The 26,047-nt window shown below is 68.7% G+C and carries 14 protein-coding genes; 4 read left to right on the top strand and 10 right to left on the bottom strand.

All coding sequences use genetic code 11. From position 1 onward, the window contains the following. Positions 1-157: 157 nt before the first annotated feature. Entirely contained in the window at positions 158-1,630 is a 1,473-nt protein-coding gene (locus CDO87_RS27210; protein ID WP_254698419.1) for an exopolysaccharide biosynthesis protein, read from the top strand. 156 nt (positions 1,631-1,786) lie between these two features. Here CDO87_RS27210 and CDO87_RS10850 read toward each other — a convergent pair whose 3' ends face one another. The 7 genes from CDO87_RS10850 to CDO87_RS10820 all read right to left on the bottom strand — a co-directional run bounded on the left by CDO87_RS10850 (position 1,787) and on the right by CDO87_RS10820 (position 18,478). Continuing rightward, positions 1,787-3,115 carry a Wzz/FepE/Etk N-terminal domain-containing protein gene (locus CDO87_RS10850; RefSeq protein ID WP_100928794.1) on the bottom strand — a complete coding sequence of 443 codons (1,329 nt, stop codon included), beginning with the start codon at positions 3,113-3,115 and terminating at the stop codon, positions 1,787-1,789. A gap of 267 nt (positions 3,116-3,382) precedes the next feature. Next, positions 3,383-4,030: a 4'-phosphopantetheinyl transferase gene (locus CDO87_RS10845; RefSeq protein ID WP_100928793.1), complete on the bottom strand. Its 648-nt coding sequence runs from the start codon at positions 4,028-4,030 to the stop codon at positions 3,383-3,385. 122 nt (positions 4,031-4,152) lie between these two features. Beyond that, positions 4,153-8,676 carry a MupA/Atu3671 family FMN-dependent luciferase-like monooxygenase gene (locus CDO87_RS10840; protein ID WP_100928792.1) on the bottom strand — a complete coding sequence of 1,508 codons (4,524 nt, stop codon included), beginning with the start codon at positions 8,674-8,676 and terminating at the stop codon, positions 4,153-4,155. After that, positions 8,663-9,652: a glycosyltransferase family 2 protein gene (locus CDO87_RS10835; RefSeq protein WP_100928791.1), complete on the bottom strand. Its 990-nt coding sequence runs from the start codon at positions 9,650-9,652 to the stop codon at positions 8,663-8,665. Before CDO87_RS10835 ends, CDO87_RS10840 begins: the two co-directional genes overlap by 14 nt. A gap of 3 nt (positions 9,653-9,655) precedes the next feature. Continuing rightward, positions 9,656-16,102 (bottom strand): type I polyketide synthase, encoded by a 6,447-nt coding sequence (locus CDO87_RS10830; protein WP_100928790.1) that lies wholly within the window; start codon positions 16,100-16,102, stop codon positions 9,656-9,658. Positions 16,103-16,295: 193 nt separating this feature from the next. Further along, complete coding sequence (locus CDO87_RS10825) at positions 16,296-17,651, bottom strand: oligosaccharide flippase family protein (RefSeq protein WP_100928789.1); 1,356 nt, start codon at positions 17,649-17,651, stop codon at positions 16,296-16,298. After that, a complete protein-coding gene (locus tag CDO87_RS10820; protein WP_100928788.1) occupies positions 17,648-18,478 on the bottom strand; it encodes a glycosyltransferase family 2 protein in 831 nt (276 codons plus the stop codon). Before CDO87_RS10820 ends, CDO87_RS10825 begins: the two co-directional genes overlap by 4 nt. A 180-nt stretch (positions 18,479-18,658) precedes the next feature. Here CDO87_RS10820 and epsE point away from each other — a divergent pair, with 180 nt between their 5' ends. Next, positions 18,659-19,876, top strand: coding sequence for an exopolysaccharide biosynthesis GT4 family glycosyltransferase EpsE (epsE, locus tag CDO87_RS10815; protein ID WP_100928787.1), 1,218 nt, complete (start codon positions 18,659-18,661; stop codon positions 19,874-19,876). 229 nt (positions 19,877-20,105) lie between these two features. Here epsE and CDO87_RS10810 read toward each other — a convergent pair whose 3' ends face one another. Next, on the bottom strand, positions 20,106-23,063 hold the full coding sequence (locus CDO87_RS10810; protein ID WP_100928786.1) for a type I secretion protein: 2,958 nt from the start codon (positions 23,061-23,063) through the stop codon (positions 20,106-20,108). A 297-nt stretch (positions 23,064-23,360) separates the two neighbouring features. On the opposite strand from CDO87_RS10810, the gene CDO87_RS10805 reads away from it, so the two are divergent. Together CDO87_RS10805 and CDO87_RS10800 are read left to right on the top strand one after the other, a co-directional pair. After that, positions 23,361-23,717, top strand: coding sequence for a cupin domain-containing protein (locus tag CDO87_RS10805; RefSeq protein ID WP_100930925.1), 357 nt, complete (start codon positions 23,361-23,363; stop codon positions 23,715-23,717). 12 nt (positions 23,718-23,729) lie between these two features. Continuing rightward, on the top strand, positions 23,730-25,292 hold the full coding sequence (locus CDO87_RS10800) for a 2-isopropylmalate synthase (protein ID WP_100928785.1): 1,563 nt from the start codon (positions 23,730-23,732) through the stop codon (positions 25,290-25,292). A gap of 33 nt (positions 25,293-25,325) precedes the next feature. On the opposite strand, the gene CDO87_RS10795 is transcribed toward CDO87_RS10800, so the two are convergent. Both CDO87_RS10795 and CDO87_RS10790 read right to left on the bottom strand, forming a co-directional pair. Next, entirely contained in the window at positions 25,326-25,526 is a 201-nt protein-coding gene (locus CDO87_RS10795; protein ID WP_157814968.1) for a hypothetical protein, read from the bottom strand. A gap of 120 nt (positions 25,527-25,646) precedes the next feature. After that, positions 25,647-25,907 (bottom strand): hypothetical protein, encoded by a 261-nt coding sequence (locus tag CDO87_RS10790; protein WP_100928783.1) that lies wholly within the window; start codon positions 25,905-25,907, stop codon positions 25,647-25,649. Positions 25,908-26,047: the final 140 nt, after the last annotated feature.

Below are 26,047 nucleotides of genomic sequence, written 5' to 3'. Positions count from 1 at the left end.
TGCCGCTTGGTAAACAATCCCTTCGGATCACCATATTATGGCCAGATTCAACTGGTCTAACGGGTCTGAGCATTTGCGCCCGTCCGAGGGGCGCAGAGATATCAACCGGCGCGCGCGCCGCCTGCGCCGGATGGGCAGGAGCCCGAGGGCACAAGGCATGAACATGATGGACAGCCGCAAGTTTCGCCGCAAGCGCAAGCCCCTGACACCCGGAGAGCCCTCCGTGCAGGAGGACACCTCGAAGGACATGGCCCCGGTTCCCCCGCTGGAAACGCGGGAGGAACGTCTGGCCCGCCGCGCCCGCGAGGAAGGAGCCCAGCACCCGGCCGACCCCGAAGCCAACCGCCTCGCCCGCGCCCGCGAGGCCGCCCGCCTCGCCTCCGCCGAAGCCCGCCGCAGGGCAGAGGAACAGGCAGAAGCGGACGCCCGGCGCGAGGCCGAGGATCAGGCCAGCGCCGATGCGGAAGCCGAAGCGCAGCGCCAAGCCGAGGAACACGCCCGTACCGACGCGGAAGCCGAAGCCCGCCGTCAGGCAGAGGAACAAACCCGCGCCGAGGCGGAGGCCGAAGCCCGCCGTCAGGCAGAAGAACTGGAACGTGCCGAGGCGGAAGCCGAGGAACGGCGCCGGAAGCTCGCGGAAGCGCGGCAGGCGGCAAAGCTTCGGCGCGCCGAAGAGGCACGTCTGGCCGAAGAGGCCCGCCGCGAAGCCGCGGCCGACGAAGACGACACAGACACAGACACAGACACAGACGAGGCGAAGGCGGACACCCCGCCCGCGCGGCCCGTCCCGGCCATGCCGCCGCTTTCGCTCACGCCGGAACAGCGCAGCCACCCGGCCCCGGCCCCCGGACCCGCCCCGGCACCCGCACCGGCGCCCCGTCCGGAGGCCAGACGCCCGCAGCCCGATACAGCATGGCTCGACCTGCCCGTGGCGCGGTTCGAGCTGGGCCAGCTCAACCACAACCGGGTCGTCACGGCGGACCGGCTCGACCCGGCTCATGCCACCTTCGACGTGCTGCGGACCCGGCTGATGCACACGCTGGCCGAACGCGGCTGGAAACGGGTCGCTGTCACCTCGCCCGGCAAGGGCTGCGGCAAGACCTTCACCGTCGCCAACCTCGCCATCTCGCTGTCCCGGCAGGAAAACACCCGCACGCTGGTGATGGACTTCGACATGCGGCGCCCGAACCTGCACCGCGTGCTGGGCGTCGACAGCCCCGGCCCCATCGGCGACATGCTGCGCGGCAGGATCGCGCCTGAGGATCACCTGATCCGGCTGGGCGAAAACGACTTCAACGCCGGGCACAACATCGCCTTCGGCCTGAACACGGTGACGGAGCCCTATGCCTCCGAACTGCTGCAGGACCCGCGCACCCGCTCCACGCTCGAACGGATCGAAGAGGAACTGCGCCCCGACGTGATGCTGTTTGACCTGCCGCCGGCGCTGTCCTTCGACGACGTCATCGCCTTCCAGCCGCTGTTCGACGGCGTGCTGCTGGTGGTCGGCGGCGGCCTGACGACCGAGCGCGAGATAAAGGAAGTGGAACGCCGGCTCGGCACCGAAACGCCGCTTCTGGGCATGATCCTGAACAAGGCCGAAGGCGTGGACGTGGGCCGCTACGCCTACTGAGCGGCGCCTTCGGGCCGGTCACCGACCCTCTCGCTCAGACAGATCCCCGAACAAACAGTCCGACAGGCAACCGCGGCGAGGCCCCACCGGCCCGCTGCGGTCCCGTTCCCGTCCGATCCCCACCAGAACGGGACAGGTGTTCCGATTGGTCGTGGATCAGCCGCGGACGGCGCGGCGCGGCGTGCCGCTGCCGAACAGCGCGCCCAGGCCAGAGGTCTTCGCCAGCCAGGCGGTCACGCCACCCACCAGCGCAAGGATTCCCAGCGCCCGCGCCAGGAACTTCAGCCCGCCCCAGGTCCGGTCGCGGCGGTTGCTGATCACCGGGATCGCCACCACCGGCTGGATGCCCAGAAGGCGCTCCATCTGCTGCTGGCTGCGGATCGCGGGGTTCATCACCTCCAGCCCAAGCGCCACCATCAGACCGGCCAGAAGGCTCGCGAAGGCGCCGATACCGGCGATCTTCTTGCGGCTGGAGGTCATCGGGTTCTCCGGCACCAGCGCGGTTTCCAGCACCTCGTAGCGGCCACCGGCCTGACGGTCCTGCAACGCCTGGCCCATCTCGGCCTCGGCCTTGCCGCGGGTGATGACGCTGTACTGGTCCTTCAGGCGGTCCATCTCGCGTTCGAGCTGGCTGAGCTGGCGTTCCACCTCGGGGGCGGATGCGATCTGGCCCTCGATCTCGGTCGCGCGGGCAGCAACCAGCGCGCGCTGATCCTCAAGCTGGGCGACCTGCCGGGCCAGTTCCTCGGGCCGCTTGCGGGCGGTGTCGGACTGGATGGTGATGATCTCCTGCGCCAGGTCCAGCTCCGTCTCGCGCAGCGTGGTCAGCTGGGTGCGCAGCGCCGCCACGCCGGCGGGAAGCTGCGCGGAATTGGCCTGCTTATACTCCGCGATGCGGTTTTCCAGCGCGACGATCTCCGCGTTCACGCGGGCTTCCTCGGTCTCGTAGAAGGCCAGCGTCTCGCTCGCCTGCCGGGCCGAGCGGTCGCGGGATTCGGTGATCACCTTGTTCATCAGGTCGTTCGCCACGGTCGCGGCCTTGTCCGGGTCGGGCAGCATGACGGAAATCATCAGCCCCGACGGCGCCTGCGCGGCGGCGGTAAAGGTCGGGGCTGGATTGGTGATCGGGGTGATCCGCGCCGCCTGCCGCATCATGTAGATGCGCTCGCCGTCGTTGCGCTCCGGGTCGTCGGAAAACAGGTCGTACTTGTCCATCAGGGTCATGAGGTTGTCGCGCGACATCAGCCGCTGCTCGATCAGCTGCAGCCGGCGCGAGGCCTCGTTGGCGTCGGACACGGTGGCCGTGGCGGTGCTGGAAACGCGGGCGTCCTCGATCTGGACCACGGCGGTCGCCTCGTAGACCTTCTGCTGCACCAGGGCATAGTCGACCGAGATCACGCACCCGACGAGGAAGATGCCGATGATCACCCACGCACGGCGGCGCAGGGCGGCGAAGATTTCTCCGACGGACTGGAACTGGTTCATGTCACATGCTCCCGCAAAGTTGGCCCCCGATGCGGAGAGGGCTGCCCCGATCTGGCCAACGCAATTGACCGATTGCGACCGAAACGCGCCCTCTTCTGGCCGCAATCTAGGCGATTTGCCATATTTAAGCCACGACCCGATGGTCGGTTTCCCGGAAACAGAGCGTCGCCGGATCGCGAAACACCGCCACAGTTTCGCCGCAATTTCCGCAGGATAGGGCGAATGCAGCGATCCTGTCGGGATTGGACACACATTGGTGATGCCATGCTAGGCCCCGGTCCGGCAAAGCGACAGGATCAGCCCGCCACCGACCGCCTGAAGGATGGGAAGGGGCCGCCGCGATTCGGGCGGAATTACGGCGACCTCCGGATGATCGGTGTAGCGGGCGCGGCCCCGGGCGAGGTCGACCTCGATGCCGTGGAAACCGTGCAGCACGCGGGTGCGGGGATACTCCGCCTTGAAGATCGCCTCCTTGGCAGAGAACACCCGGATCGGCGGCATGGCCCCTTCGGCAGGAAGGCAGATCTCCTCCACCAGCTCGGGGTCCAGCGGTTTGTCCTCTTCCAGGTCGATGCCGAGACGCACCGGCGGGCGGGCGACCGCGGCCACCGCAAGCCCGGCGGCGTGGCTGATGGAGCCGGTCATCCCGTCAGGCCAGAGCGGCAGCCGGTCAGGTCCGGCGGGCAAACCGTCGGCCGGATCGTCAGACGGCAGGCCAAGGCCCGCGCGGGCGCGGCGGACGGCAAGGCGCCCGGCGGCGAACTCCTGCCTGCGGGCAGGCACCGCCCGGGCGACGGAGGCCGCCTCCGAAGGGGTAAGCTCCGCCACTTCGTCGATCCGCACTATGCCCCAGTGTACACCGGGTGCATGCAGCCGCTCGATCAGCGCCAGAAGGGCCTGATGCGGGCCGGTCATCTCGACATGCTTTCCACGGGGTTTCGGACCGCTGACGCGGCCCGACCCGCCGGGGGGCGCCGCCCCCCGGACCCCCCGGAGGTATTTCGGCCAAGATGAAGGCAGGGCGAGGGCGGCACAGGTCACGCGCGTCTGCGGCTGCGCATTTCGCGGCGGCGCGCCATGGCGTCGGAGCGGGCGCTGGCGCGCGTGGCGGCGGTCTGTTCGGGCATCTGCGCGACCTTGACCGGGTCGGGGGCCGCTGCCCTGGTTTGCGCGGGCACCGCCTTTGGCACGACGGGACCTGCCAGTTCCGCCACCTTCTTCCCGAGGTCCGAGAGGACCGGCAGGCGGAAGATGTCGGTGATCGACAGTTTCACCGCGCCCAGTTCCTCGCGGATGGCGCGGTGGACCTGCACGGCCAGCAGCGAGTGGCCGCCCAGGTCGAAGAAGTTGTCCGAACCTTTCGGTTTCTGCACGCCGAGGAAGCGTTCCCAGATCGCAGCCACCTGTGCCTGTACGGCCTGCGCGTCGGCGCCCGGTCCGGTGGCCACCTGCGCAGGGGCAGGGGCGGCTTTGGGCGTGGCCTGCGGCCTTGGCGCGGCTTTCGGGACGGCGATGGCTTCGGGGCGCGGCAGGGCCTTGCGGTCGACCTTGCGGTTCGGCGTCAGCGGGAAGCGGGACAGCGCCACGAAGCGGCCCGGGACCATGTAGGCGGGCAGGTCCCTTGCCATGGCGGCCTTCAGCGCGGCCTCGTCCTGCGGCGCGCCGGTGTAATAGCCCACCAGCCGCATGTCGCCCGGCGTGTCCTCGCGCGCCATGACGACGGCCTGGGTGACGCCGGGGACCGCCTCGAGCACGGCCTCGATCTCGCCGAGTTCGATGCGGTGGCCGCGCAGCTTCACCTGGTGGTCGACCCGGCCGACGAAATCGATCCGCCCGTCGGGGCGCCTGCGCACGAGGTCGCCGGTGCGGTACATCCGGCCCGGGTGGAACGGGTTCGGCACGAAGCGTTCGGCGGTCAGGTCGGGCCGCTGCCAGTAGCCGCGGGTCACGCCCTCGCCGCCGATCCAGAGCTCGCCCTCCATGCCGATGCCCACCGGCTGCTGCGCCTCGTCCAGCACGTAAAGCTGCTGGTTGGCGAGCGGCAGGCCGATGTTGACCACCTGTTCGCCGGGGGCGGCACGTGTACAGGAGGACCAGATCGTCGTCTCCGTCGGGCCGTACATGTTGGTGACGGTGGCGCCGGTGATGCGGGCGAATTCCGCCACAAGGGCGCCGGGCAGCGGCTCGCCCCCCAAGTATACATGCTGCACACCCCTCAGGGCAAAGCGCGCCTCGTCGTTCAGCGCGATCATCCGCGCCATGGACGGGGTGCATTGCAGGTGGGTCACGCCGTGCCGCACGATCTGCGCCGCGATGGAGAAGTCGTCAGGCGCCAGCGCGCGGGCCTCGTTGGCCTTTGCCACCACCCTGGCGAGCGGACGCAGCCCTTCCAGCACCACCTCGCGGTCGATGCCGTAGTCGATCAGGCAGGCCACTTCGGTCACGCCGATGGCCCGGACCTCCTCGACCCGCGCCAGCGCGTCTTCCACCGTGCCGAACAGCCCGCTGTCGTTGAAGTAGCGTTCGAAGGCGAAGTCGAGGATCGCGTCCAGTTCGTCCGGCTCCAGCCCGTCGAGTTGCAGGTCGAAGGCGTTCGACACGCCCTCCGGCCGCTTGAAGGCGGGGAAGGCCCAGGCGTACTGCTTGATGAGGCCTGCCGCCGAGTTCAGGTAGTCCTTCATCGGGCCGCGGGCGATCTCGCGGGCGTGGTCGCGGGTGTCGGCGATGAAGGTGTGCAGCATCAGCGTCACCTTGAAGTCCGCCGGGTCATGCCCCGCCTCGCGCAGCGCCGCGTGGTAGAGGTCGATCTTGCCCTTCACCTCGGCGACCGACTGGCCCAGCAGGTGGGTCAGCACGTTGCAGCCGTTGGCGCCCGCCTCCTTCCAGGTGGCCGGGTTGCCCGCCGTCGTCACCCAGACCGGCAGTTCGGAGGACACCGGGCGCGGCTGAGTCACCACCTCGTGCAGGGTTCCGTCCTTGCGGGGGAAGGCCACCGCCTCGCCGCGCCAGAGCTTCCGCACCGTGTCGAGGTCGCGCATCATCGCGGGCTTGTTTTCCGGCGGGGTGTTCTCGGGGCGCAGCACGAAGTCGTCGGGCTGCCAGCCGCTGGCGATGGCCATGCCCGCGCGCCCGTTGGTCAGGTTGTCGATGACCGCCCATTCCTCCGCGATGCGGGCGGGATGGTGCAGTGGCGCCACGACCGAGCCTGCGCGCACGCCGATGTTCTTCGTGATCGACGCCACGGCGGCGCCGGTGACGGAGGGGTTCGGGTAAGGCCCGCCAAAGGCGTGGAAGTGCCGCTCCGGCGTCCAGACCGCGACGAATCCGTTCTCGTCCGCGAACTTCGCGCCCTCCAGCAGCAGGGCGTACTTGTCGCGGCCCGCGCCGTCGTCGTTGCCCCAGTAGTACAGCGAGAAGTCCATGCCGCCGACCGTGGGCATCGGCCCTTTCGAGATCATGCCGCGGTCCTCGTCGCCGGTCAGCACCACCGTCATGCCGCGCGCCGTGGTCCAGAACAGTTCAAGCACCGAAATGTCGAAGGACAGCGAGGTGACGGCCAGCCAGACGCCCTCTGCCGGGATGTGCTGGTCCATGCCGACATAGAAGTTCACGGCGTTGCGGTGTTCCACCATGACGCCCTTCGGTTTGCCGGTCGAGCCGCTTGTATAAATCATGTATGCAAGATCGGATGGCCCGCTGGCAGGCGCCGGATCACCCTCCGGCATGGCGTCCAGCCGCGGCTCCGCGTCCAGCACCAGAAGCGCCGCGTCATGGCGGGGCAGCTTCGCGTCCAGCGCCGCCTGCGTCACGATCACCCGCGCGCCGCTGTCCTCGACGAAGTGCTGCAGCCGGTCCGCCGGGTAGGACGGGTCCATCGGCAGATAGGCCCCGCCCGCCTTCAGGATCGCCAGCGCGCCGACCATCAGGTCGACGGAGCGCGAGGTGCACAGGCCCACGACCTGCCCGGCCCCCACGCCCATCTCGCGCAAAAGGTGCGCGGCGCGGTTGGCGCGGGCGTTGAGCTGGGCGTAGGTCAGCTTCGTGTCCTCGAAGATCAGCGCCACGGCGTCGGGCGTCCGGGCGACCTGCGCCTCGAACGCGGTCTGCATGGTCAGGGCGCGGTCATGCGCCATCTCCGTCCGGTTCCATTCGTCCACGACCTGCGCGCGCTCCGCCTCCGGCAGCGGCAGCTCGGGCGCGGTCGCCCAGCATTCCAGCCGTGCGGCGAGGATCTCGGCCATGCGCGGCGCAAGGCGGCCCGCGTCGTAGGTCAGCGCGCGGGTCTGCAGGTCCACCGTGACCACGGTTCCGGGGACATGGCCGCCGTGGCTGACGCCGATCTCCGGCATCTCCGGCCAGGACAGTTCCGGCGCGCGGGCGAAGAGGTCGGTGGCAAAGGGCAGCGGCTCGGACGGCTCCGCACCGCAGCGCCACAGCGCCCAGTCGGACACCAGGCCGCTGCCGGTGTGCCATGCGCGCGCAAGGTCCGCGGCCTCAAGCCCGGTGACCCGCCGCGCCCAGAGCGGCACCGCCGCCTCCGTCACGTTCTCCAGTTCCAGCGCGCGGATGTCGCCCGGCGTGCCGCCCGCCCCGGGCACCATCGCCGGCGCATAAGTGCGGAAGGCCGCGCGCGCCGCCTTCTCTGCCCGCACCGCGTCCGTGACCGTGCCCTCCGCGCCCAGCGGCAGCACGTCGCCCACCGCCGCGACCTCCGACGCCTCCGCCGGCATCCCGCAGATGCGCGTCAGCCCTGTCAGGACCAGCGCGCCGCCGCCGCAGGCCACGACCAGCCGGTCGCCCGCTTCCAGCACCGTGCCCGGCGCGGCGTGGCTTTGTTCGACCCGCGCGCCGCCCACCAGCCAGAGCGCATCGCGCGACCGCAGCTTCGCGGCGCACAGCGGGTTCCAGTAGGGCCCGTGATCCAGCGCGCGCACCAGTCGCTCAAGCTCGGTGGCGGGACGGGTGAAATCCAGAAGGCCGAAGCCCGCGGGCCGGTCCTTCAGCGCATGGTAGCTGCGCTGCGACAGGTCTTGCGGCTGGCGTTTCAGCCCGGTCTCCAACTGGTCCAGCACCTCGGGGAAAGAGCCGATCGCCGCCTCCCACGCCTTGGTGTTCAGCGTCAGCGCGGTGTCCTCCGGCGTCACGTCAAAGCCGCGCTGCACCAGCACGTCGCCCTCGTCCACGCCGCCCTCGATCATGTGCCATGACACGCCATGCGTCGTCTCGCCCTCGATCAGCGCCCAGACCGGCGCGTTCAGCCCGGCATGGCGCGGCAGCGGCCCGTCGTGAAAGTTCACCGCCCCCGACACCGCGCAGCGCAGCACGTTGTCCTGGATCATCTCGAGGTTGGCGATGGACAGGAGCCAGTCGAAGATGCCCAGCCGCTCCGACAGGCCCGGACCGTAGTGCTCCACCCGCAGCCCGCGCCCCGACGCCCAGCGGCGGACGTCATCGCTTTTCGTGACAACCGCGCGGATGTGGTGGCCGCGCTTCAGCACCATCTCGGCGCATTGCACCAGCAGAGATTCGTTTCCCATCAGGACGCAGTCAAACGCGGGCATGGTCTTCCCTCCGTTGCGGGCCGGCTGCCGCCGGAAGCGGGCGCAGCATGGCATTCAGGTCGTGTTTCACGAGATCGCGCAGGAAATGCGCGGGATCGGCGGGCGGCTTCTTCTGCAACAGCACCCTCAGCCGCCACAGCAGGCCGCCGGCCACATGCGCGGCGGTCGCGGCCATGGCATAGGCCCGCCCGTGGTTCTTCGAGAAGTAGTGCCAGCGGCTGTCCAGCCAGAAGCCCGGCACCCGCTGCCACCGGCGCATCCCCGTCGAGACAGAGCCGATGTGCATCACTTCGCTTTCGCATACATAATGTGTACCGTGCCCGGCACGCGCCGCGCGCAGGCACAGGTCGGTCTCCTCGAAGTAGAGGAAGAAGGTCTCGTCAAAGCCGCCGATGCGGTCCAGCAGGCTTTGCCGGATCATCATCGAGGCCCCCGCCAGCCAGTCGACGGGGCGCGTCGCCTCGGGCACGCCCAGCGGCACCCTGTGCGCCTCCAGCATCCGCGAGATCGGCCCGAGGCGCGCCGCGCCCTCCAGCTCCGACGCGACAGAGGGGAAGCGGAAGGCGGTCCAGTGCGGTTCCCCGTCCTCGCCCACGATGCGCGACCCGGTGATGCCTGTGTCCGGATGCGCCTCCATGTGGCGGACCAGCGCGGCAATCGCACCGGGTGCGGGAAAGGCGTCGGAGTTCAGCAGGTAGACGTAGTCGGGCGCCGACCCGTCCGCCATCCGCGCCGCGATGCCAACGTTGTTGCCCGCGCCGAAGCCGCCGTTGTGGCCCGACTGGATCACGCGCACGGCCAGCCCCTCGGCCTCCACCGCGTCCCGGATCGCCTCGAAAGACCCGTCGCCGCTGTCGTTGTCGACGCAGACCACGTCGGCCTCGACACCGTCCAGCGCGCCCAGCGCCGCGCGCAGCGAGCGCAGGGTCATCTCCGGGGTCCGGTAGTTCAGCGATACGACCAGCACACGCGCCATGACCTACTCCGCCGCGTGCCCCGGAAAGCGGAGCACCTCTCCGCCGCCGCGCTGCCCGGCCTCCGCCGCCTCGATGGCGTCGCGCATCAGCGCCGCCAGGACACGCACGTTCGGCTCCAGCACCATGGAATCGTGGTCGCCCGGCACCTCGTGGACCTCCACCTGCGGCGCCACCGTGCGCCAGTCGTTGTCCTCCAGCACGTAGGTCCGTTCCGAGTTGACCAGCTTTCCGCCGGACACCCGCCACTTGCCCTTCAACGGCGGACGGTACAGCACCAGCCGCCCATCCCATGGATGCACATTGTATGCAGAGATCGCACGGTAGAAGGCCGCCTCGATCTCGGCGTTGTGGAACCCGTGCGCCTCCTCCGTCACCCCGGACTGGCGGCGCTTGGCAAACTCCCAGGCGATGCGGTTCCGCGCCCAGACGAAGGGATACAACACCCCCTTCTCGCGCGCCTTGTGGCCCTGGATGATCAGCCGGTCGGGCAGCGACAGCGGACGGCGCTGCGGCAGCGGCGTGTCCAGAAGGACGACCAGCGACACCGCCTGCCCGTCGGCCTCGAGCTGCCGGGCGACCTCGTAGGCGGTGATCCCCCCGCCCGAGAACCCGCCCAGCATGTAAGGCCCTTCCGGCTGCACCTGCCGGATTTCGGCGATGTAGTCGCGGGCCGCCTCCTCGATCGTCTCGTGCGGCGCCTCGCCGCCGTACAGCCCGCGCGCCTGCACGCCATAGAACGGCCGGTCGGTGCCCAGCAGATGCGCGAGGTGGCGCAGGTTCAGCACGTTGCCGAACATGCCCGCGATCAGGAAGAACGGCTGCTGCGCGCCGCCGTCGCCGTCATGCATGGCAACGAGGTGCTTGAACCGCCGCACCGGCGCGGCCTGCACGTCCGGTGTGTCGCCGCCGACCGGGCCGATCTCCGCCTCGATCAGGCGGGCACAGGCGCGGATCGTCGGCGCCTCGAACAGGACCGAGATCGGGAAGTCGACGCGGAACGCCTTCTTGACCATGGCGAACAGGCGCACCGCGATCAGCGAATGCCCCCCGAGGTCGAAGAAGCTGTCCTCGACACCGACGTTCGACACGCCCAGAAGGTCCTGCCAGAAGCCCGCCAGCCGCACCTCGATCTCGCCCTCCGGCGCGACGAAATCGCTGTCCAGCTGCGGCCGGTCGAAGGACTGGCTCGCCACGCTTTCCACCACCGACGCCTGCCGGACCAGCGACGGCAGGTCCATGGAGGACACCACCACCTGCCGCTCGCCCGAGGCAAGGACCCGGCGGAACGCCTCTGCCCCCTCGTCGGGCAGGATGCCCTGCGACAGGTTGTGGGCCAGCCGTTCCTCCGCCGGCGACAGCGCCTGCGTCGCGCCCGGTTCGTCGAACTCCACCTCCGCCGAGGTCAGGCGCGTGGCCGACAGGGCGTCCGGGCTGTCCAGCTTGCGGATGGTGAACCCCTTGATCTCCGCCACGACGGTCCCGTCCGTGTCGCACAGCGTCACGTCGAAGGACGCCGCCGCGCGGTCGGCGCGGTTCTCGGCGGCGTTGCGCACCCAGGACACGATGCGGTCCGGCAGCGGCGCGTGCACCTTGACCGAGGCATAGCGCACCGGCACCCAGAGGTGCATCGCCTGGTAGCCCTCGATCAGGTCCATCGCCCAGCCGGTCGCGATGTCCAGAAGCGCCGGGTGCAGGAGGCAGCGGTCGCCCTCCGCCACGGCGCCCAGCGACAGTTCCGCGATGCCCTCGCCCCGGCCCAGCGCCGTGCGGTCCAGCACCTTCCAGCGCGGGCCGAAGGCGAGATGGACCTCCTGCGCGGCGGTCATCTTGCTGCCCTCGCCGTCCCGCTTCGACACGCAGCGCGCGCGGATCGCGTCGAGGTCCAGCGCCTCGGGCCGCGAAAGCGGCATCAGCGACAGCGCCCCCTCGGCATGGGCGGCAAAGCCGTGCCGCCCGTTCAGGCTCACATCCGCCAGCACCGCGAAATCATAGCCGGAATCCGTCCGCTCCAGCCGCACCTTGACCTCGCGCGTGCCCTGCTCCGCCACCTTCAGCGGCCGCAGGAAGTTCAGGTCGCGCACTTCGAAGGCGCCATCCTCGTGGTGGGCGCGCAGCGCATGGGCGGCCAGCGTCAGGTAGCCGGTGCCGGGCAGCAGCGCGTCGCCCGCGCGGGTGCGGTGCTCTCCGATCCACCAGTCGTTCACCGACCAGTGGGCGTGGAAGACGCGGTTGCCCTGCGCGTCGAAACTGGCGGTGTCCAGCATCGGCAGCGCCACATCCGTCACCGGCGGTTTCGGCAGGTCGCCGGTGCGCGCGGCCACGGCCTCTGCCGCCATGCCGACCTCGTTCCAGATGCCCCAGTTCAGCGCCACGACCCGCGTCTTGCCGGACCGCGCCTGCGCAAAGGCGTTGAGGAATTCGTTGGCGGCGACGTAATCCACCTGCCCGGCCGGCGCCGTCACGGTGGAGGACGAGGCAAACAGCACCATCCAGTCGGCATCGCCGTCGGGAAAGACCTCGCCCAGCACGTCGGTGCCGTGGATCTTCGGCGTGAACACGTCCTCGACGCTGGCCGGTGTCTTGGCCAGCATCGGCGCGTCGTCGATCACGCCCGCGCCGTGCACGATGCCGGTGATCCGGCCATAGGCCTTTTCGACCTCGGCGCGGACCTCGCGCATCCGCGACGCGTTGCAGACGTCACCGGCCAGCACCATGACCTCGGCGCCCTGCGCCTCCAGCGCCATGACCGCCCGGATGCGCCGGGCGCCCGCGTCCTGCGGGGCGTGGCGCATCAGGTAATCGTCCCACTCAGACCGCTCCGGCAGGGCCTTGCGCGCCAGAAGCGCCAGCTTCGCCCCGCGCTTGGCGAGGTCGCCCGCCAGCGTCAGGCCGATGCCGCCGAAGCCGCCGGTGATCAGCACCACGCCGCCCTCCGGGACCTCCTGTGCCGGCGGCAGGGCCACCGGCTTCATCGCGCATTCGTAGCGGCGGTCGCCGCGCAGCGCCGCGATGCGGTTGCCCGGCTCGGCCAGCAGTTCCTCCAGCACGCGCATGTCGAGCACGTCCAGCGCGGCGGCCCGCGCCGCCTCGGCCTTGGTGCGCGCCCAGAACGGCACCTCCCCGGCGACCGGCAGTACCACGTCGAGGGTAGAGACGGTGACGCCCGACAGTTCCTTCGGCATGACCCGCGCGGGACCGGCGATGGTGGCCTTTGCCGGGTAGGGCAGCGCCTCGTCCCGCAGCCGGGCCGCGCCGTTGGTCACGACCGTCAGGTGCAGCGGGCGCGGCGTGTTCTCCGCCTCCAGCGCCTGCGCAAGGAACAGCAGCGCGTAGAAACCCTGCTCCTGCACCCGGTGGAAGAAGGACGACCCGGGCCGGTGCCCCTCGCCCTCCGTCAGAAGCCACAGGTGCGCGATGCGGGTGGGCAGCAGCCCGCGCGCCGAAAGGTCCGCGACAAGCAGATCATAGCCCTCGCGCCCGCGCTCCGCCGCCAGCACGTAGTTGCCGTCGGACAGCCGGGCAAAGGCGTCGCCGGGGCGCACCTCGACCACGTCGTGACCGGCGGCGCGCAGCCGGGCGGACACCCGCGTGCCGACGCCCGCCTCGTCGCGGAACACCAGCCAGACCTGCCGCTCCGCGTCCTTGAGCCCGTGCGCCACGTCGACCTCGACCTCTGCCGCGCGCGGGCGCCAGACCGGTTTCCAGCCCCAGCTCTCGATCTCGTCGCTGCGCATCAGGTAGGTGGAGCCCTGCGTCCGCGCCGTGCCCGGCGCGATGAAATAGCTCTGCCGCTGGAAGGCGTAGGTCGGCAGCACCACGCGCTTGCGCCGCGCCTCGCCCCAGACCTGGCCCCAGTCGATTTCGACGCCCAGCGCGGCCAGCCGCCCCAGCACCTCGAACATGAAACGGTCGTCGGGCACGTCCTCGTCCCGGTGCCGGAGGCTCGACAGAACCGCTTGCGCCGCGACCGACGGATGCTGCCGCGCCAGCGAGGAAAGCGCCTTGCCCGGCCCGACCTCGAGGAACACGCGCCCCTCGCCCGCGACCGCGCCGATGCAGTCGCCGAACAGCACCGTGCTGCGCAGGTGGGACACCCAGTAGTCCGGGTCCGTGGCCTGCGCGTCGGTCATCCGCGCGCCCGTCACGTTGGAGGTCAGCGGCAGCACCGGGGCGCGCAGCTCCAGCCCCCGCAGGTATGCCCCGAACTCCGCAAGGATCGGCTCCAGCATCCGGCTGTGCGCCGCCACGTCGATGCCGATGCGCTGGCAGTCGATGCCCTCGCGCTCCAGCCGCGCGCGCAGGTCCTCCAGCGCCGCCACCGGGCCGGAGGCGACCGACAGCCCCGGGCCGTTCACCACCGCAAGATCCAGCGCGTCGCCCAGCATGGGCCGCAGCGCATCCGCCGACAGCGCGACCGACAGCATCCCGCCCGGCTCCACCGTGTCGAACAGCCGTCCGCGCAAGTGCACGAGGCCGATGCAGGCCTCGAAGGACATCACGCCTGCAAGGCAGGCCGCCGTGTTCTCGCCCATGGAATGGCCGGTCAGCGCCACCGGCGTGACGCCCCAGCCCATCCACATCTGCGCCAGCGCGTATTCGGTGATCATTATCAGCGGAAGCTGGACCGAAGGGCGCAGCAGCGCCCTATCCGCCGCCGCCACGTCCTCTGCCGTCTCCGGCAGCCACAGCGCCTTCAGCGTCTGCGCCTTCTCGGCCGCCAGACCACCCGCGGCCTCCGCCTCAAGCCCCGCCAGATGCTCCAGCCCGCGGTCCATCCACTCCGCAAAGACCGGCTCCGTCTCGTACAGATCGCGCGCCATGCCCGCGTATTGCGCACCGCCGCCGGGGAACATGAAGACCACCTCGGGCCGTTCCAGCGCCTCGTGCAGGTGCCGCCGCCGCGCGTCGCCGTCGAGGTAGCGCGCCGCCTGTTCGTGGCTCTCGGCGACCACCACCATGCGCTTTTCGAAGGCCCGGCGGCCTTCGCGCAGCGTATAGGCCACGTCCGCCAGCTTCTGCTCGGGATGGGCCCGCAGATGCGCCGCCAGCCGCGCCGCGTTGTCCTCGAGCGCGGCCTTCGACCGGCCCGAAACGGTCAGGATCTGGAACGGCCAGTCGCTCTCTTCGCTGGCGATCTCCGGCGCCTCTTCCAGCACGACGTGCGCGTTGGTCCCGCCCACGCCAAGCGAGTTCACCCCGGCGCGGCGCGGATGCGCCCCGCGCTCCCAGGCGGTCAGCCGGTCGTTCACCACGAAGGGCGAGCCCTCGAACCCGATGGCCGGGTTCGGCGCCTCGAAGCCCAGCGAGGGCGGCATCTGCCGGTGATGCAGCGCCAGCGACGCCTTCACCAGCGAGGCGACGCCCGCCGCCGTGTCGAGGTGCCCGATGTTGGTCTTGACCGACCCGATGCGGCAATGGCCCACCGCCTCCGATGTCTCGCGGAAGGCCTCCGTCAGCGCGGCGACCTCGATGGGGTCGCCCAGGTAGGTGCCGGTGCCGTGGCATTCCACGTAATCCACCGTGTCCGAGGTGACGCCCGCCACGGCCTGCGCCTCGGCGATGGCCTCTGCCTGCCCTTCCACCGAAGGGGCGAGGTAGCCCGCCTTGGCCGAACCGTCGTTGTTGACCGCCGTGCCCTTGATGACCGCCCAGATGTGATCGCCGTCGGCCACCGCGTCGGCCATGCGGCGCAGCACCACGACCCCCGCGCCGGACCCGAACACCGTGCCCTGCGCGCGGTGGTCGAAGGCGTGGCAGGCGCCGTCCGGGCTGAGGATCTCGTTCTCCTTGTAAAGGTATCCGCGGTTCTGCGGCAGCTCGATCGTCACGCCGCCCGCAAGCACCATGTCGCATTCGCCGTTCAGCAGCGCCTGCACCCCGTAGTGCACCGCCACGAGCGAGGTCGAACACGCCGTCTGAAGGTTCACCGAAGGGCCCTTCAGGTTCAGGATGTGCGACAGGCGCGTCGTCATGAAGTCCTTGTCGTTCCCGGTGTGCCGCAGCAGGAACATCCCCGTGCTGTCCACGAGGTCCGGGTTCGAACAGACGTTGAAATAGAAATACGACCCCATTCCGCAGCCGGCAAAGACGCCGATCCGGCCGTCGAAGCCTTCGGGCACGTGGCCCGCGGTCTCCAGCGCCTCCCATGCGCATTCGAGGAACTGGCGGTGCTGCGGGTCCATCACGCCCGCGTCCTTGGGCGACAGCCCGTAGAAATCCGCGTCGAACATCTCGAACCCGTCGAGCGGCGCGGCGAAGGGGACGTAGTCGCGGTGGCGCATCAGGCCGGGATCTTCGCCCGCCTCGCGCAGCTCTTCTTCGGAAAGGCGCCGGATGGAGGACACCCCGTCGCGCAGGTTGCGCCAGTAGGCGTCGATATCCGCCGCACCCGGAAGATGCGCCGCCATCCCGACAATTGCGATGTCGTTCTCGCCGTAAGCGTCCGTCATGCCCAACACACCATGCCCCTCACTACGCCACCACCCTGAATGGTAAATGCGGGGTGAATACGGCGATTTTTAGGTAATCCCCCGCAAATGGTCTTATTTGCCGGGGCCTTGTCTCCGGGTGCTGCACAATGCGGCACCCTGATTTGAATCGCGGCAGGTCGTACTGATAATCGACCTATCCGAAGGGGTGGGGTCACATGGCCGCCAATGCCACAATTGCGCCCCAATTCACCCACAATGCGAGCGATGTTAAACATACTGCAACCAATGCGAAACCCACGTCATGCGCGGCGTCCCAGGCGCCCATGCGCACGGCCAGCCAGACCACCGCCGGGTAGGCAGCCAGGTAGGCCACGCCCATGCCGATCAGCGCCCCCAGAAGGCCGTGCTCCCAGACGCCCACGATCAGGCCGATCCAGATCAGCACGGCGCGCGTCAGCGCGAGGTAGAAGAACCGCCGCGAGTCGCCCGCCGCCAGCGCCGCCTGGTCGTAGGTCATCACGATCAGCAACGGCATCTGCGCGCAGGCCAGCACCACGGCCACCGCCCCCGCCGCCGCGTAACGGTCATCGTACAACATTCCCACCAGCCACACACCCAGTACCGAGAAGATGCCGACAAAGACCATCAGCAGGCTCGTCACGATCACCCGCATCTTGCGCAGCTTGGCAAAGTTGCGGGCGCTCGCGCGCGGGGGGGCCTCCCGGTAGATCGGGATCAGGATCTTCTGCGTCACCATGTAGCCCAGCATCAGCGGGAAGGACGCCCAGAAGAACCCGATGTTGTAGACGCCGAACACGTCGAGCGGCAGGAATTTCCCCATCAGGATCTTGTCGGCCTGATTGTAGAAGAACCCGCACACGGTGGCGAGGAAGACCCATTTGCCGAACGAGATGAGCTCCTGCGCGGCGCTCTGGTCCCAGCGCAGGCGGTCGCGCACGCCGGGCAGGAAGCGGGTGTTGAGGTAAAGCTGCACGCAGGACCCGACCAGCGCCGAGGCGACCAGCGCCCAGACGCTGCCCCACCACCACGCCAGCAGGATCGCGGCCACCACGCCCGACAGCTGCGTGACCATGTCCAGAAGCGTCACCCGCTCCAGCATCAGGTGGCGGTTCGCCGTGACCATCTTGGTCGGCCTGAACCCGTCGATCACCAGCGTCAGCGCCGCCACCGGCAGCATGTGCGCCAGTTGCGGCGCCCCGAAGAACTGCGCGGCGGGCCAGGCCAGCGCGCAGGCCACCACCCACAGGCCGAAGCCGCGCACCACCTGCATGGTCCACGCCGTATCGAGGAAATCCCTGTCGTCGCCGCGCTTCGACTGCATGATCGCGGGCACCACGCCCACGTCGCTGAACTGGTGCAGGCCCATCAAAAAGACCATCACCAGCGCCATCAGGCCGAAGGCCTCGGGGAACAGCAGCCGCGTCAGGATCAGGTTCGACGCCAGCCGCACCATCTGGCTGAAGCCGAAGCCCCCCACCGTCAGCAGCGAGGACCGCATCACCCGCGCACCCAGCGACCCGCCGCGCAGCCTCGACAGCGCGATCATCGCCCGCGACTCCAGCCGCTCTGCCGCCCGCGGGTGGCCTTCACCGCCAGCGCGACACCGGAGTAGACGCCGAAGCCCAGCGGATCGCGCAGCGCCATCCGCAGCTTCGCGCCCGCCCCCAGCGGCGCCTTGTCCTCGTTCTTCAGCAAATGCGGGTACATACGCCCGATCTCCTCGACACCGGCATCCTGCCTGCGTCTTACACGCACGAGCCGGGAAAAACCCTCGGCGATTGGCCAGCGGTAGGCAGCGTCGACCCGCACCCGCTCTTCCGGAGTAAAGTTCAGCCGCACGAAGGTGTCATCGGAAATGATGTCGGGAAAGGCCCCCCAGCGCGCGCGGCCCGCGGCATTGACCGCGAACAGACCACATCCCGGCACACCTGCCGCCATGAAAGGCACCTGCCGCCAGATCCGGGCGTAGGCGCGCGACACCGCGCCCTCCGCCGCGATCTCCACCCGGCCGCTGGCATAGCGCGGGGCGTCGACCTCCAGCGCCTCGACGACCTGCCGGATCACCCCCGGCCCGACCGTTACATCGGCGTCGAGGTAGATCCGCACCGGCGCCGACACCACGGCGTCACCGGCGTTCAGCGCGCCCAGCTTGCCGCCCTCCGCCAGCTCCAGCACCGTCAGCCGCCACTCCTTCGCGGCAAAGGCCCCGGCATGGTCCCGCGCCCGCTCTGCCGTGTCGTCGGTACAGCCGTTGGCCACCACGATGACCTCCACGCCATCCGGGCCGGGCCACTCCGACGCGACAAGCGCCGAAAGGCAGCCGCCGATCAGCGCCGCCTCGTTGCTGGCCGGGACGATCACCGCCGCCCGCATCGCATATGTGTTGTCACTCTTACGCACGAACCCGTACCCGCTGCGCCACACCCCAGGAAAAACCGGGTCGGTGGCAGACCCTTACTTTCAGTTAACTATGGCCAAATGATGATACCCCCCGGAATAGTTGGCCCACCTGTCTGTGGGAGGGCAGGGCTGCCAAACTTCAGGGAATCATTCGTGCCGCAAGGCCTCCGCATCGGTTATCTGGTCCCGCAATTCCCGGGACAAACTCACATCTTCTTCTGGCGCGAAATCAAGGCGCTCGAAGCGATGGGGCATTCCGTTCACGTCTTTTCCACACGCAGACCCCCCGCAGGGCTCATTTCGCACGACTGGTCCGGAGAGGCCATCGCCCGCACCACATATCTCGGCCGTCTCGACCCGTTCCGCGCCAGCGCCGCCATCGCCAGGCTTCTGCCCAAGGGTCTGGCGAAATGGGTGCTGTCAGAACCGCGCACCTTCATGAAGGACGTGACCGTCTGCCTCGCCGCCGCCGACCGGCTTCATGCCGCGTCGCGCCGCCTGCAACTGGATCACATCCACGCCCATTCCGCCGCCCGCGCCGCCTTCATCGCCGCGCTGGCGCACCGCATGGGCGGGCCGAACTACTCGCTGACGCTGCACGGCCCGCTGTCCGACTACGGCCCCGGCCAGCGCTTCAAGTGGCGCCGCGCCTCCTTTGCCACGGTCATCACCGAAAAGCTGCTGGCCGAGGTGCACGAGGAACTCGCCGGCGACCTGCCCGAACGGCTCATCGTCCGGCCCATGGGCGTCGACACCGACATCCTGTCGCGCAAGGCCCCCTACGCCCCGCCGGAACATGGCCGCCCGCTGCGCATCTTCTCCTGCGCGCGGCTCAACATCGTGAAGGGCCACCAGGACCTGATGACCGCCACCCGCCAGCTCATCGACCAGGGCACAGACGTGCGGGTCGAGATCGCGGGCGAAGACGACGACGGTGGCACCGGCTACCGGCAGGAGCTTGAGGCACACCTCAAGAAGCTCCGCCTGCAGGACCACGTGAAGCTTCTGGGCGCGATCTCGGCCGAGCAGGTGAAGGCCAAGCTGGAAGAGGCCCACCTCTTCGTCCTCGCCTCGTGGCACGAACCGCTGGGCGTCGCCTACATGGAGGCGATGTCCATGGGCGTCCCCACCATCGGCACCGACGCGGGCGGGGTGCGTGAACTGATCGACGACGGGTCGACCGGCTATCTCGTCGAACCGAAGAACCCCGGGCAACTGGCCCGCACCATCCGCGCGCTGGCGGGTGACCCCGACGCGCTGCTCCGCCTTTCTGCAGCGGGCCGCGCGCATATAGAGGACAAGTTCCGCGCCTCCCTAGGGGCAGAGGTGCTGGTGGAGGAAATCCGGCGCCTCTCCAAGAAGGACTCCTGAGGACGCCTTCGGGAGGAGGTGCGGCGGAATTCGTCCCTGTGTTCACGGAAACGTGTGACGCGTCAGTGCGCTTTTCCGGCGCGACCCGGGCGAACCCGGGATTTTTGCCGGATCGCGCCGCCATCGCCGGATTCCATGGTTAACAACCGGCCGGTTCGAGGGGCTGAACCGGCCGGGACTCACCATAAGAATTGGTTAACGGGCGCGGATGAACGCCGCGGGCGGCGGGTTAACCCCCGAGGCGCTCGACCGCCATGTCGGGGCCGTTCTCGACCTCGAATCGCAGCACCTCGACCCCGGCCATGCGGATCGTGCCATCCGGGCCCGTGGCCTCCAGCCGGTCGCCAACCTGCTGGAATTCATAGCTTTCCTGCGGCAGCGGCAGCACCACCACGTCGCGCCCGGCCCCGCCGTGCACCACGTCCGCGCCGCCGCCGGTCAGGATAATATCGTCCCCGCCCAGCGCGACGAGGTAATCCTCTGCCGCCGTGCCCTCCACCCGCTCGTCCGAGCCCGAGCCCAGCGCCCGGATTCCGTCTTCGAAAACAACGGGATCGCGGGTTTCCCACTGTGGGCCGGAGGCGTTGTAGGCCATCAGCATGTCCCAGCGCGGGTTGGAATCCTCAAGATGTCTTAACGCGCCCCAGGACCCCCATTGCGTGGCCGGTGCCACGTCCACGAAGGCGTTGAACAGCGTGCCCCCGGCAGCCGCCCAGCCGCCCATCAGGATCTCGTAAAGTTTCGCCATTTCAGGGGTATAGTTGAATTCCCGGAAGAAGGCGGTCAGCCGTTCATCGTTCACCCGCGCGCCGTGCCCGGCGACATGGGTGCCGCCTTCGTACATCACCAGCGTCAGGTCGTATTTCATTGCCGCGTCGGCGTGGTACGGGAACACTTCGTTAACGAGTTGCGATAAAGACCCTTCTTCCAAGGCCTTGGCCACCGGCGCGATGGCCCCTTCGAAGCGCGCGTCCTTCACGAACTCCCGCAGGGCGACACGGCGCAGGCCCTCGGCCTCTCCCGCCTTGGTGGCCAGCTCCTCCGACTGGTCGAGCCACCCGTCCATCCGTCGGGCCATTTCTTCGGTGCCCATCTCGTACCCGAAATAGCCCGTCACCGCATAGGCATCGAAGCTTTCCACCGGCTTCTTGCCCAGCGCCAGATAGGCCAGTGGCGCCACGAGGATGTTCTCCTCCAGCCCCGGCCAGCCGGTGTGCGTCGCCGCCACGCGGACCAGCCGGTCCTTCGCCGCATCGCCGTAAACTTCGGTCCAGATGTCCATCACTTGTGCCGAGCGCAGCCCGTACCACTGCATCCAGCCCATCTCGCTCTCACCCCAGAGGGTCGTCGCCTGCTCCCGCGCATAGACGGCCTGCGGAAAGATCTGGTTCCAGACCTCGTTGGAATACTCGACATAGGCCTTCAGCCCGGGGTCCAGATCGCGCTCCACCATCTCGGCGAACTGCCGGACATAGGCGTCGTCGGCCTGGTGCGGCATGGTGAACCACGGGTCGGCACCGATCACGTTGGCCAGCCGGATCATAACCTCAAGCGGCACGCCCCACTCGCTCCACGTCGACAATTCCATGACCGGGCGATCCTCCCAGGTCATCACCGGAGAGCCGTTCGTCATCATCCAGTCCATGAACCGGATTTCCCGAACATCCTGAATTGTATCAAGAAACAAGGGGTTGAAGAGCGCGCCCGCCTCCCACAGCGGCACCAGCTCCTCCCTCACGACCGAGATGTTGCGGATCGGATCGTCGGCGGAGGTCTCGGTGATCCTGACGCCCACCACCCCCTCGCCCGGTTCGTAGAAGAAGCCCACCTCGTGCTCGTCATAGCGCACCCGCTTCGCGCGGCCCGACAGCTTCAGCTCTCCGGTGCCCTCGTAGCGCAGCACGTAAGACCCGCGCAGCCAGGACTGATCCGGGTTCTGGTCGGTCAGCAACACCGCCTCCAGCGCGGTCGCCTCTTCCGGGACACGCACCGGCCAGTCGTTCTCGTCGAGGTAGCCACCGGCCCGCAGTTCCACGGTGGATATCGCGCCCCAGCCCTCCGCCGTGTGACCGACCCATCCGCGCGCGGATTTCATCATGTCCACAAAGGGATGCTGGGTCGACCAGTCGGCGATCCCGTTCAGCCCCATGCCCAGCGACGGCACCCCGTCGGGCCGGATGCCCGCGGGCGGCAGGATCACCGCCTCACGCTCCGGCAGGTCGGCGGCAGCGACCTCGGCCTCCTCCGCGACCGGCTCTGCGCCCCCGGTTTCGGCGGGCGCCCGTGCCTCGCGCTCCGGGACGGCTTCCCAGATCAGGCGGGCGATCTCGGCGTAGTTCTCCACCACCTCGGGCAGGAGCGTCGCGGGCGGGCGGTAACCCTCCGGCGGCGGCACCTCGTAGATCCAGGCGTAAGTCACCATGGCTGCAAGGAAATACAGCGACGAGGTGCCATGCGGGGCGCTGTCCTCGTACAGGTCCGCGGGCGGCACATCGGCCAGCGGACCACCCTCCGCCATCAGCCCCGCCAGCACGGAGGCAACCGGGATCAGCTCCACCTCGTAGTCGGGGCGCGTGACCTCCAGCATTCCGATCAGGTCGAGATACCACTGGTGATAATCGCCCCGGTTGACCTCGTGGTAGGTCTCGAACGCCCGTTCACGCGGGGGGAAGCGGCCGGTGATGCCGTCCATCTCCGCCCAGCCTTCATAGACGTAGAGCGCGCTCTCGGGGCTTTCCTCGTACACCCAGTCGAACAGCTTCTGCATGGCGCCCAGAGGCGTTTCGCCAGAGGTGTTGTCGCCTTCGTAGGGCACGTCGGGCAGCTGGTACTGGATGAAGTTCGCCGGCGTCACCACCACCGCGTCAAAGCCCGCATCGCCGAAAGACCCCTGCGACGGCCCCCACACGCCCTGCACACCCTCGAAAGACCAGTTGGCGGTCGGCGGCAGCCCGTCCGAGAAGTTTCGCAAAAACCCCCACTGGCCGTCGACACCGAACGACCGCCCGTCCGCCTTCGCCAGTTCGTTCATCCAGTGCGGGACGTTGGTCAGCTTCGACTGCTCGCTCAGGTGATGCACCAGCGAGTTGCCGAAGAAGTAGACTTCCGCGACCGAAAGCTCTGCCCGGCCCGCGCCGGGGACGATGCCCAAAGCCAGCGCGCCCGCCGTTACCCATGTCCTGATCATCGCCCTGCCCTGCCTGTTTTCAACGAGTATGCCCCAACTCGGCCCACCCGCAAAGAACCGCCGGACCGCCCCGGCATCATTTCGCGAACTTCATGGGTTTTCATTCACGATTCCGTCCGTATAGTGGCGGCCATGATGACCTTGGCCCATATCGCGACCATCCAGCGCCTTCCGGCGCCGTTTGCGCGTGGCCTGGACCTGCTGCTAACTCGCCTCTGAGCGTGGCCCGATCGGCGCGCGTGCTCAGAGGACATGTGTGACGCGCCGACCCACTTCACGCACGAGTTAGGACACTTCATGAAAGCGATAAATCTGGCTGAAAAGCTGGCCCTGTTCTCCACCCACTGGGACCCGCACGTGGTCGCCGGTTACAACGGCAACGACGTCATGGTGGTGAAATTCCAGGGAGAATTCCCGTTCCACAAGCATGACACGACCGATGACTTCTTCCTTGTTCTCGAGGGCGAGATGGTCATGGAATACGACGACCGCGACCCGGTGACGGTGCACGCGGGCGAGATCGTCGTCGTGCCCGCCGGACAGACCCACAGGCCCCGCGCCGAGGAGGAGGTGAAGGTCCTCCTGATCGAGCCCAGGGGCGAACCCAATTCCGGAGACGCCGACGTGACCCCGGCCTCCAAACCGAGCATCTGAGGAATCAAGACCATGAGCACCGACAGCAACCGCGTCCTCATCTTCGACACCACGCTCCGCGACGGCGAGCAATCCCCCGGCGCCACCATGACCCACGAGGAGAAGCTGGAGATCGCCGAGCTTCTGGACGACATGGGCGTCGACATCATCGAGGCGGGCTTTCCCATCGCGTCCGAGGGCGACTTCCGCGCCGTCTCCGAGATCGCCGAACGGTCGAAGAACGCCGTGATCTGCGGCCTCGCCCGCGCCCAGCTTCCCGACATCGACCGCTGCTGGGACGCGGTGAAGAAGTCGGAGCGTCCGCGCATCCACACCTTCATCGGCACCTCGCCGCTGCACCGCGCCATCCCGAACCTGACCATGGACGAGATGGCCGAGCGGATCGAACAGACCGTGAGCCACGCCCGCAACCTCTGTGACAACGTGCAGTGGTCGCCGATGGACGCGACGCGGACGGAATGGGATTACCTCTGCCGCGTGATCGAGATCGCCATCAAGGCAGGCGCCACGACGATCAACATCCCCGATACGGTGGGCTACACCGCGCCCCGCGAAAGCGCCGACCTGATCCGCCGCCTCATCGAGACGGTGCCGGGCGCCGACGAGGTGGTCTTTGCCACGCATTGCCACAACGACCTCGGCATGGCGACGGCGAACTCCCTTGCCGCGGTGGAGGCCGGCGCCCGTCAGATCGAGTGCACGATCAACGGCCTGGGCGAACGCGCGGGCAACACTGCGCTGGAAGAGGTCGTGATGGCGATGCGCGTCCGCCACGACATCATGCCCTTCGACACGCAGATCGACACGAAGAAGATCATGCACATCTCGCGCCGCGTCGCGACGGTGTCGGGCTTCCAGGTGCAGCCGAACAAGGCGATCGTCGGCAAGAACGCCTTCGCGCACGAGTCGGGCATCCACCAGGACGGGATGCTGAAGAACGCGGAAACCTTCGAGATCATGCGCCCTGAGGACGTGGGCCTTGCCGGCACCTCGCTGCCGCTTGGCAAGCACTCCGGCCGGGCCGCGCTGCGGGCAAAGCTGAAGGACCTCGGGACAGAGGTGGGCGACAACCAGCTCAAGGACATCTTCGTCCGCTTCAAGGACCTCGCCGACCGCAAGAAGGAGGTCTTCGACGACGACATCCTCGCGCTTGTGTCCGCGACGACCGAAGGCGCCGACGCGATCACGCTCGTCAATCTTCGGGTGGTCTGCGGCACCGGCGGCCCGGCCGAGGCACAGGTCGAGCTCGAGATCGACGGCAAGGACCTGACGGCCACCTGCGAAGGCGACGGTCCAGTGGATGCGACCTTCAAGGCAATCCGCGCGCTGCACCCGAACATGGCGCGGCTCCAGCTTTATCAGGTGAACGCGGTGACGGCTGGCACGGACGCGCAGGCCACCGTGTCGGTGCGGCTGGAAGAGGACGGCGTGATCGCCACGGGCCAGTCCGCGGATACGGACACCGTGGTCGCATCGGCGCTTGCCTATATCCAGGCACTGAACCGTCTGATCGTCCGTCGCGAAAAGGTCGGCGCGGGGGCCGACAAGCGCGAGATCAGCTACAAGGAACTCTGAAACACGACGCGCCGGGGCCTGTCCCCGGCGCCTTCAGTTCACGAAGTCCCAGGCGGTGCTGCGCTTTTGCGGTGCTTTCTTCTCGGCGTAGGTCGCTCCGACGCACTTGTAGAGCGCGCGCACCAGCTTTTCGGTGAGGTAGCGGCTGGCGCTGAATTCCCAGCCGCTTGCGCGTGCCGTGGCATATGTCACGAATGCGGCCACGATAGCGAGGATCGTCATATCTGAGGACATCGTCGTTTTCCCATCATCCACTCTCATCGAACGATGACGGCGCAATCGGGCAAGAATGTGCACAACCGTGGGCGGTGTCGGGATATTTTGACGGATTTCCTTGGTCGGCGCGCCTGCGTGTCAGCCGCGCGGCAGCGTGTCCAGCGCGCCGCCAGCGACGAGGTGATCGAGGATCGCGCGCCGCGTCACCGGGTCAGCGGCTTCCAGCGCCTGCATTTCCTGCGGGGTCAGGTCGCGCCGGGTAAAGCCGCGTTTCTTCATGCAGCGGTCCATGCCTGAGACTTCACCGTTGTGGCGAAGCGCCGGTGCGTTCGATGCGACGAAGATCGGGCCGACGACCACACCACCCCAAAGCACGCTGCCGATGTAATGACCGGCCATGGTGTTCTGTCCCGACTGTTGGGCGGGGCCAAGGCAGCTCTGGAATGCCGCGCGGGCGGAGGCAAGGCTTGCGCCCCGCTGATAGGGGACCGAAGGTCCGGGAGTCTGAGCTGCGCAGGCCGCCAGAAGCGCAGAACACA

The sequence above is a fragment of the Sagittula sp. P11 genome (genome assembly GCF_002814095.1).
GTDB lineage: Bacteria > Pseudomonadota > Alphaproteobacteria > Rhodobacterales > Rhodobacteraceae > Sagittula.
Note: the sequence above shows the minus strand (reverse complement) of the source record. Positions and strands in the feature narration are given on the sequence as shown.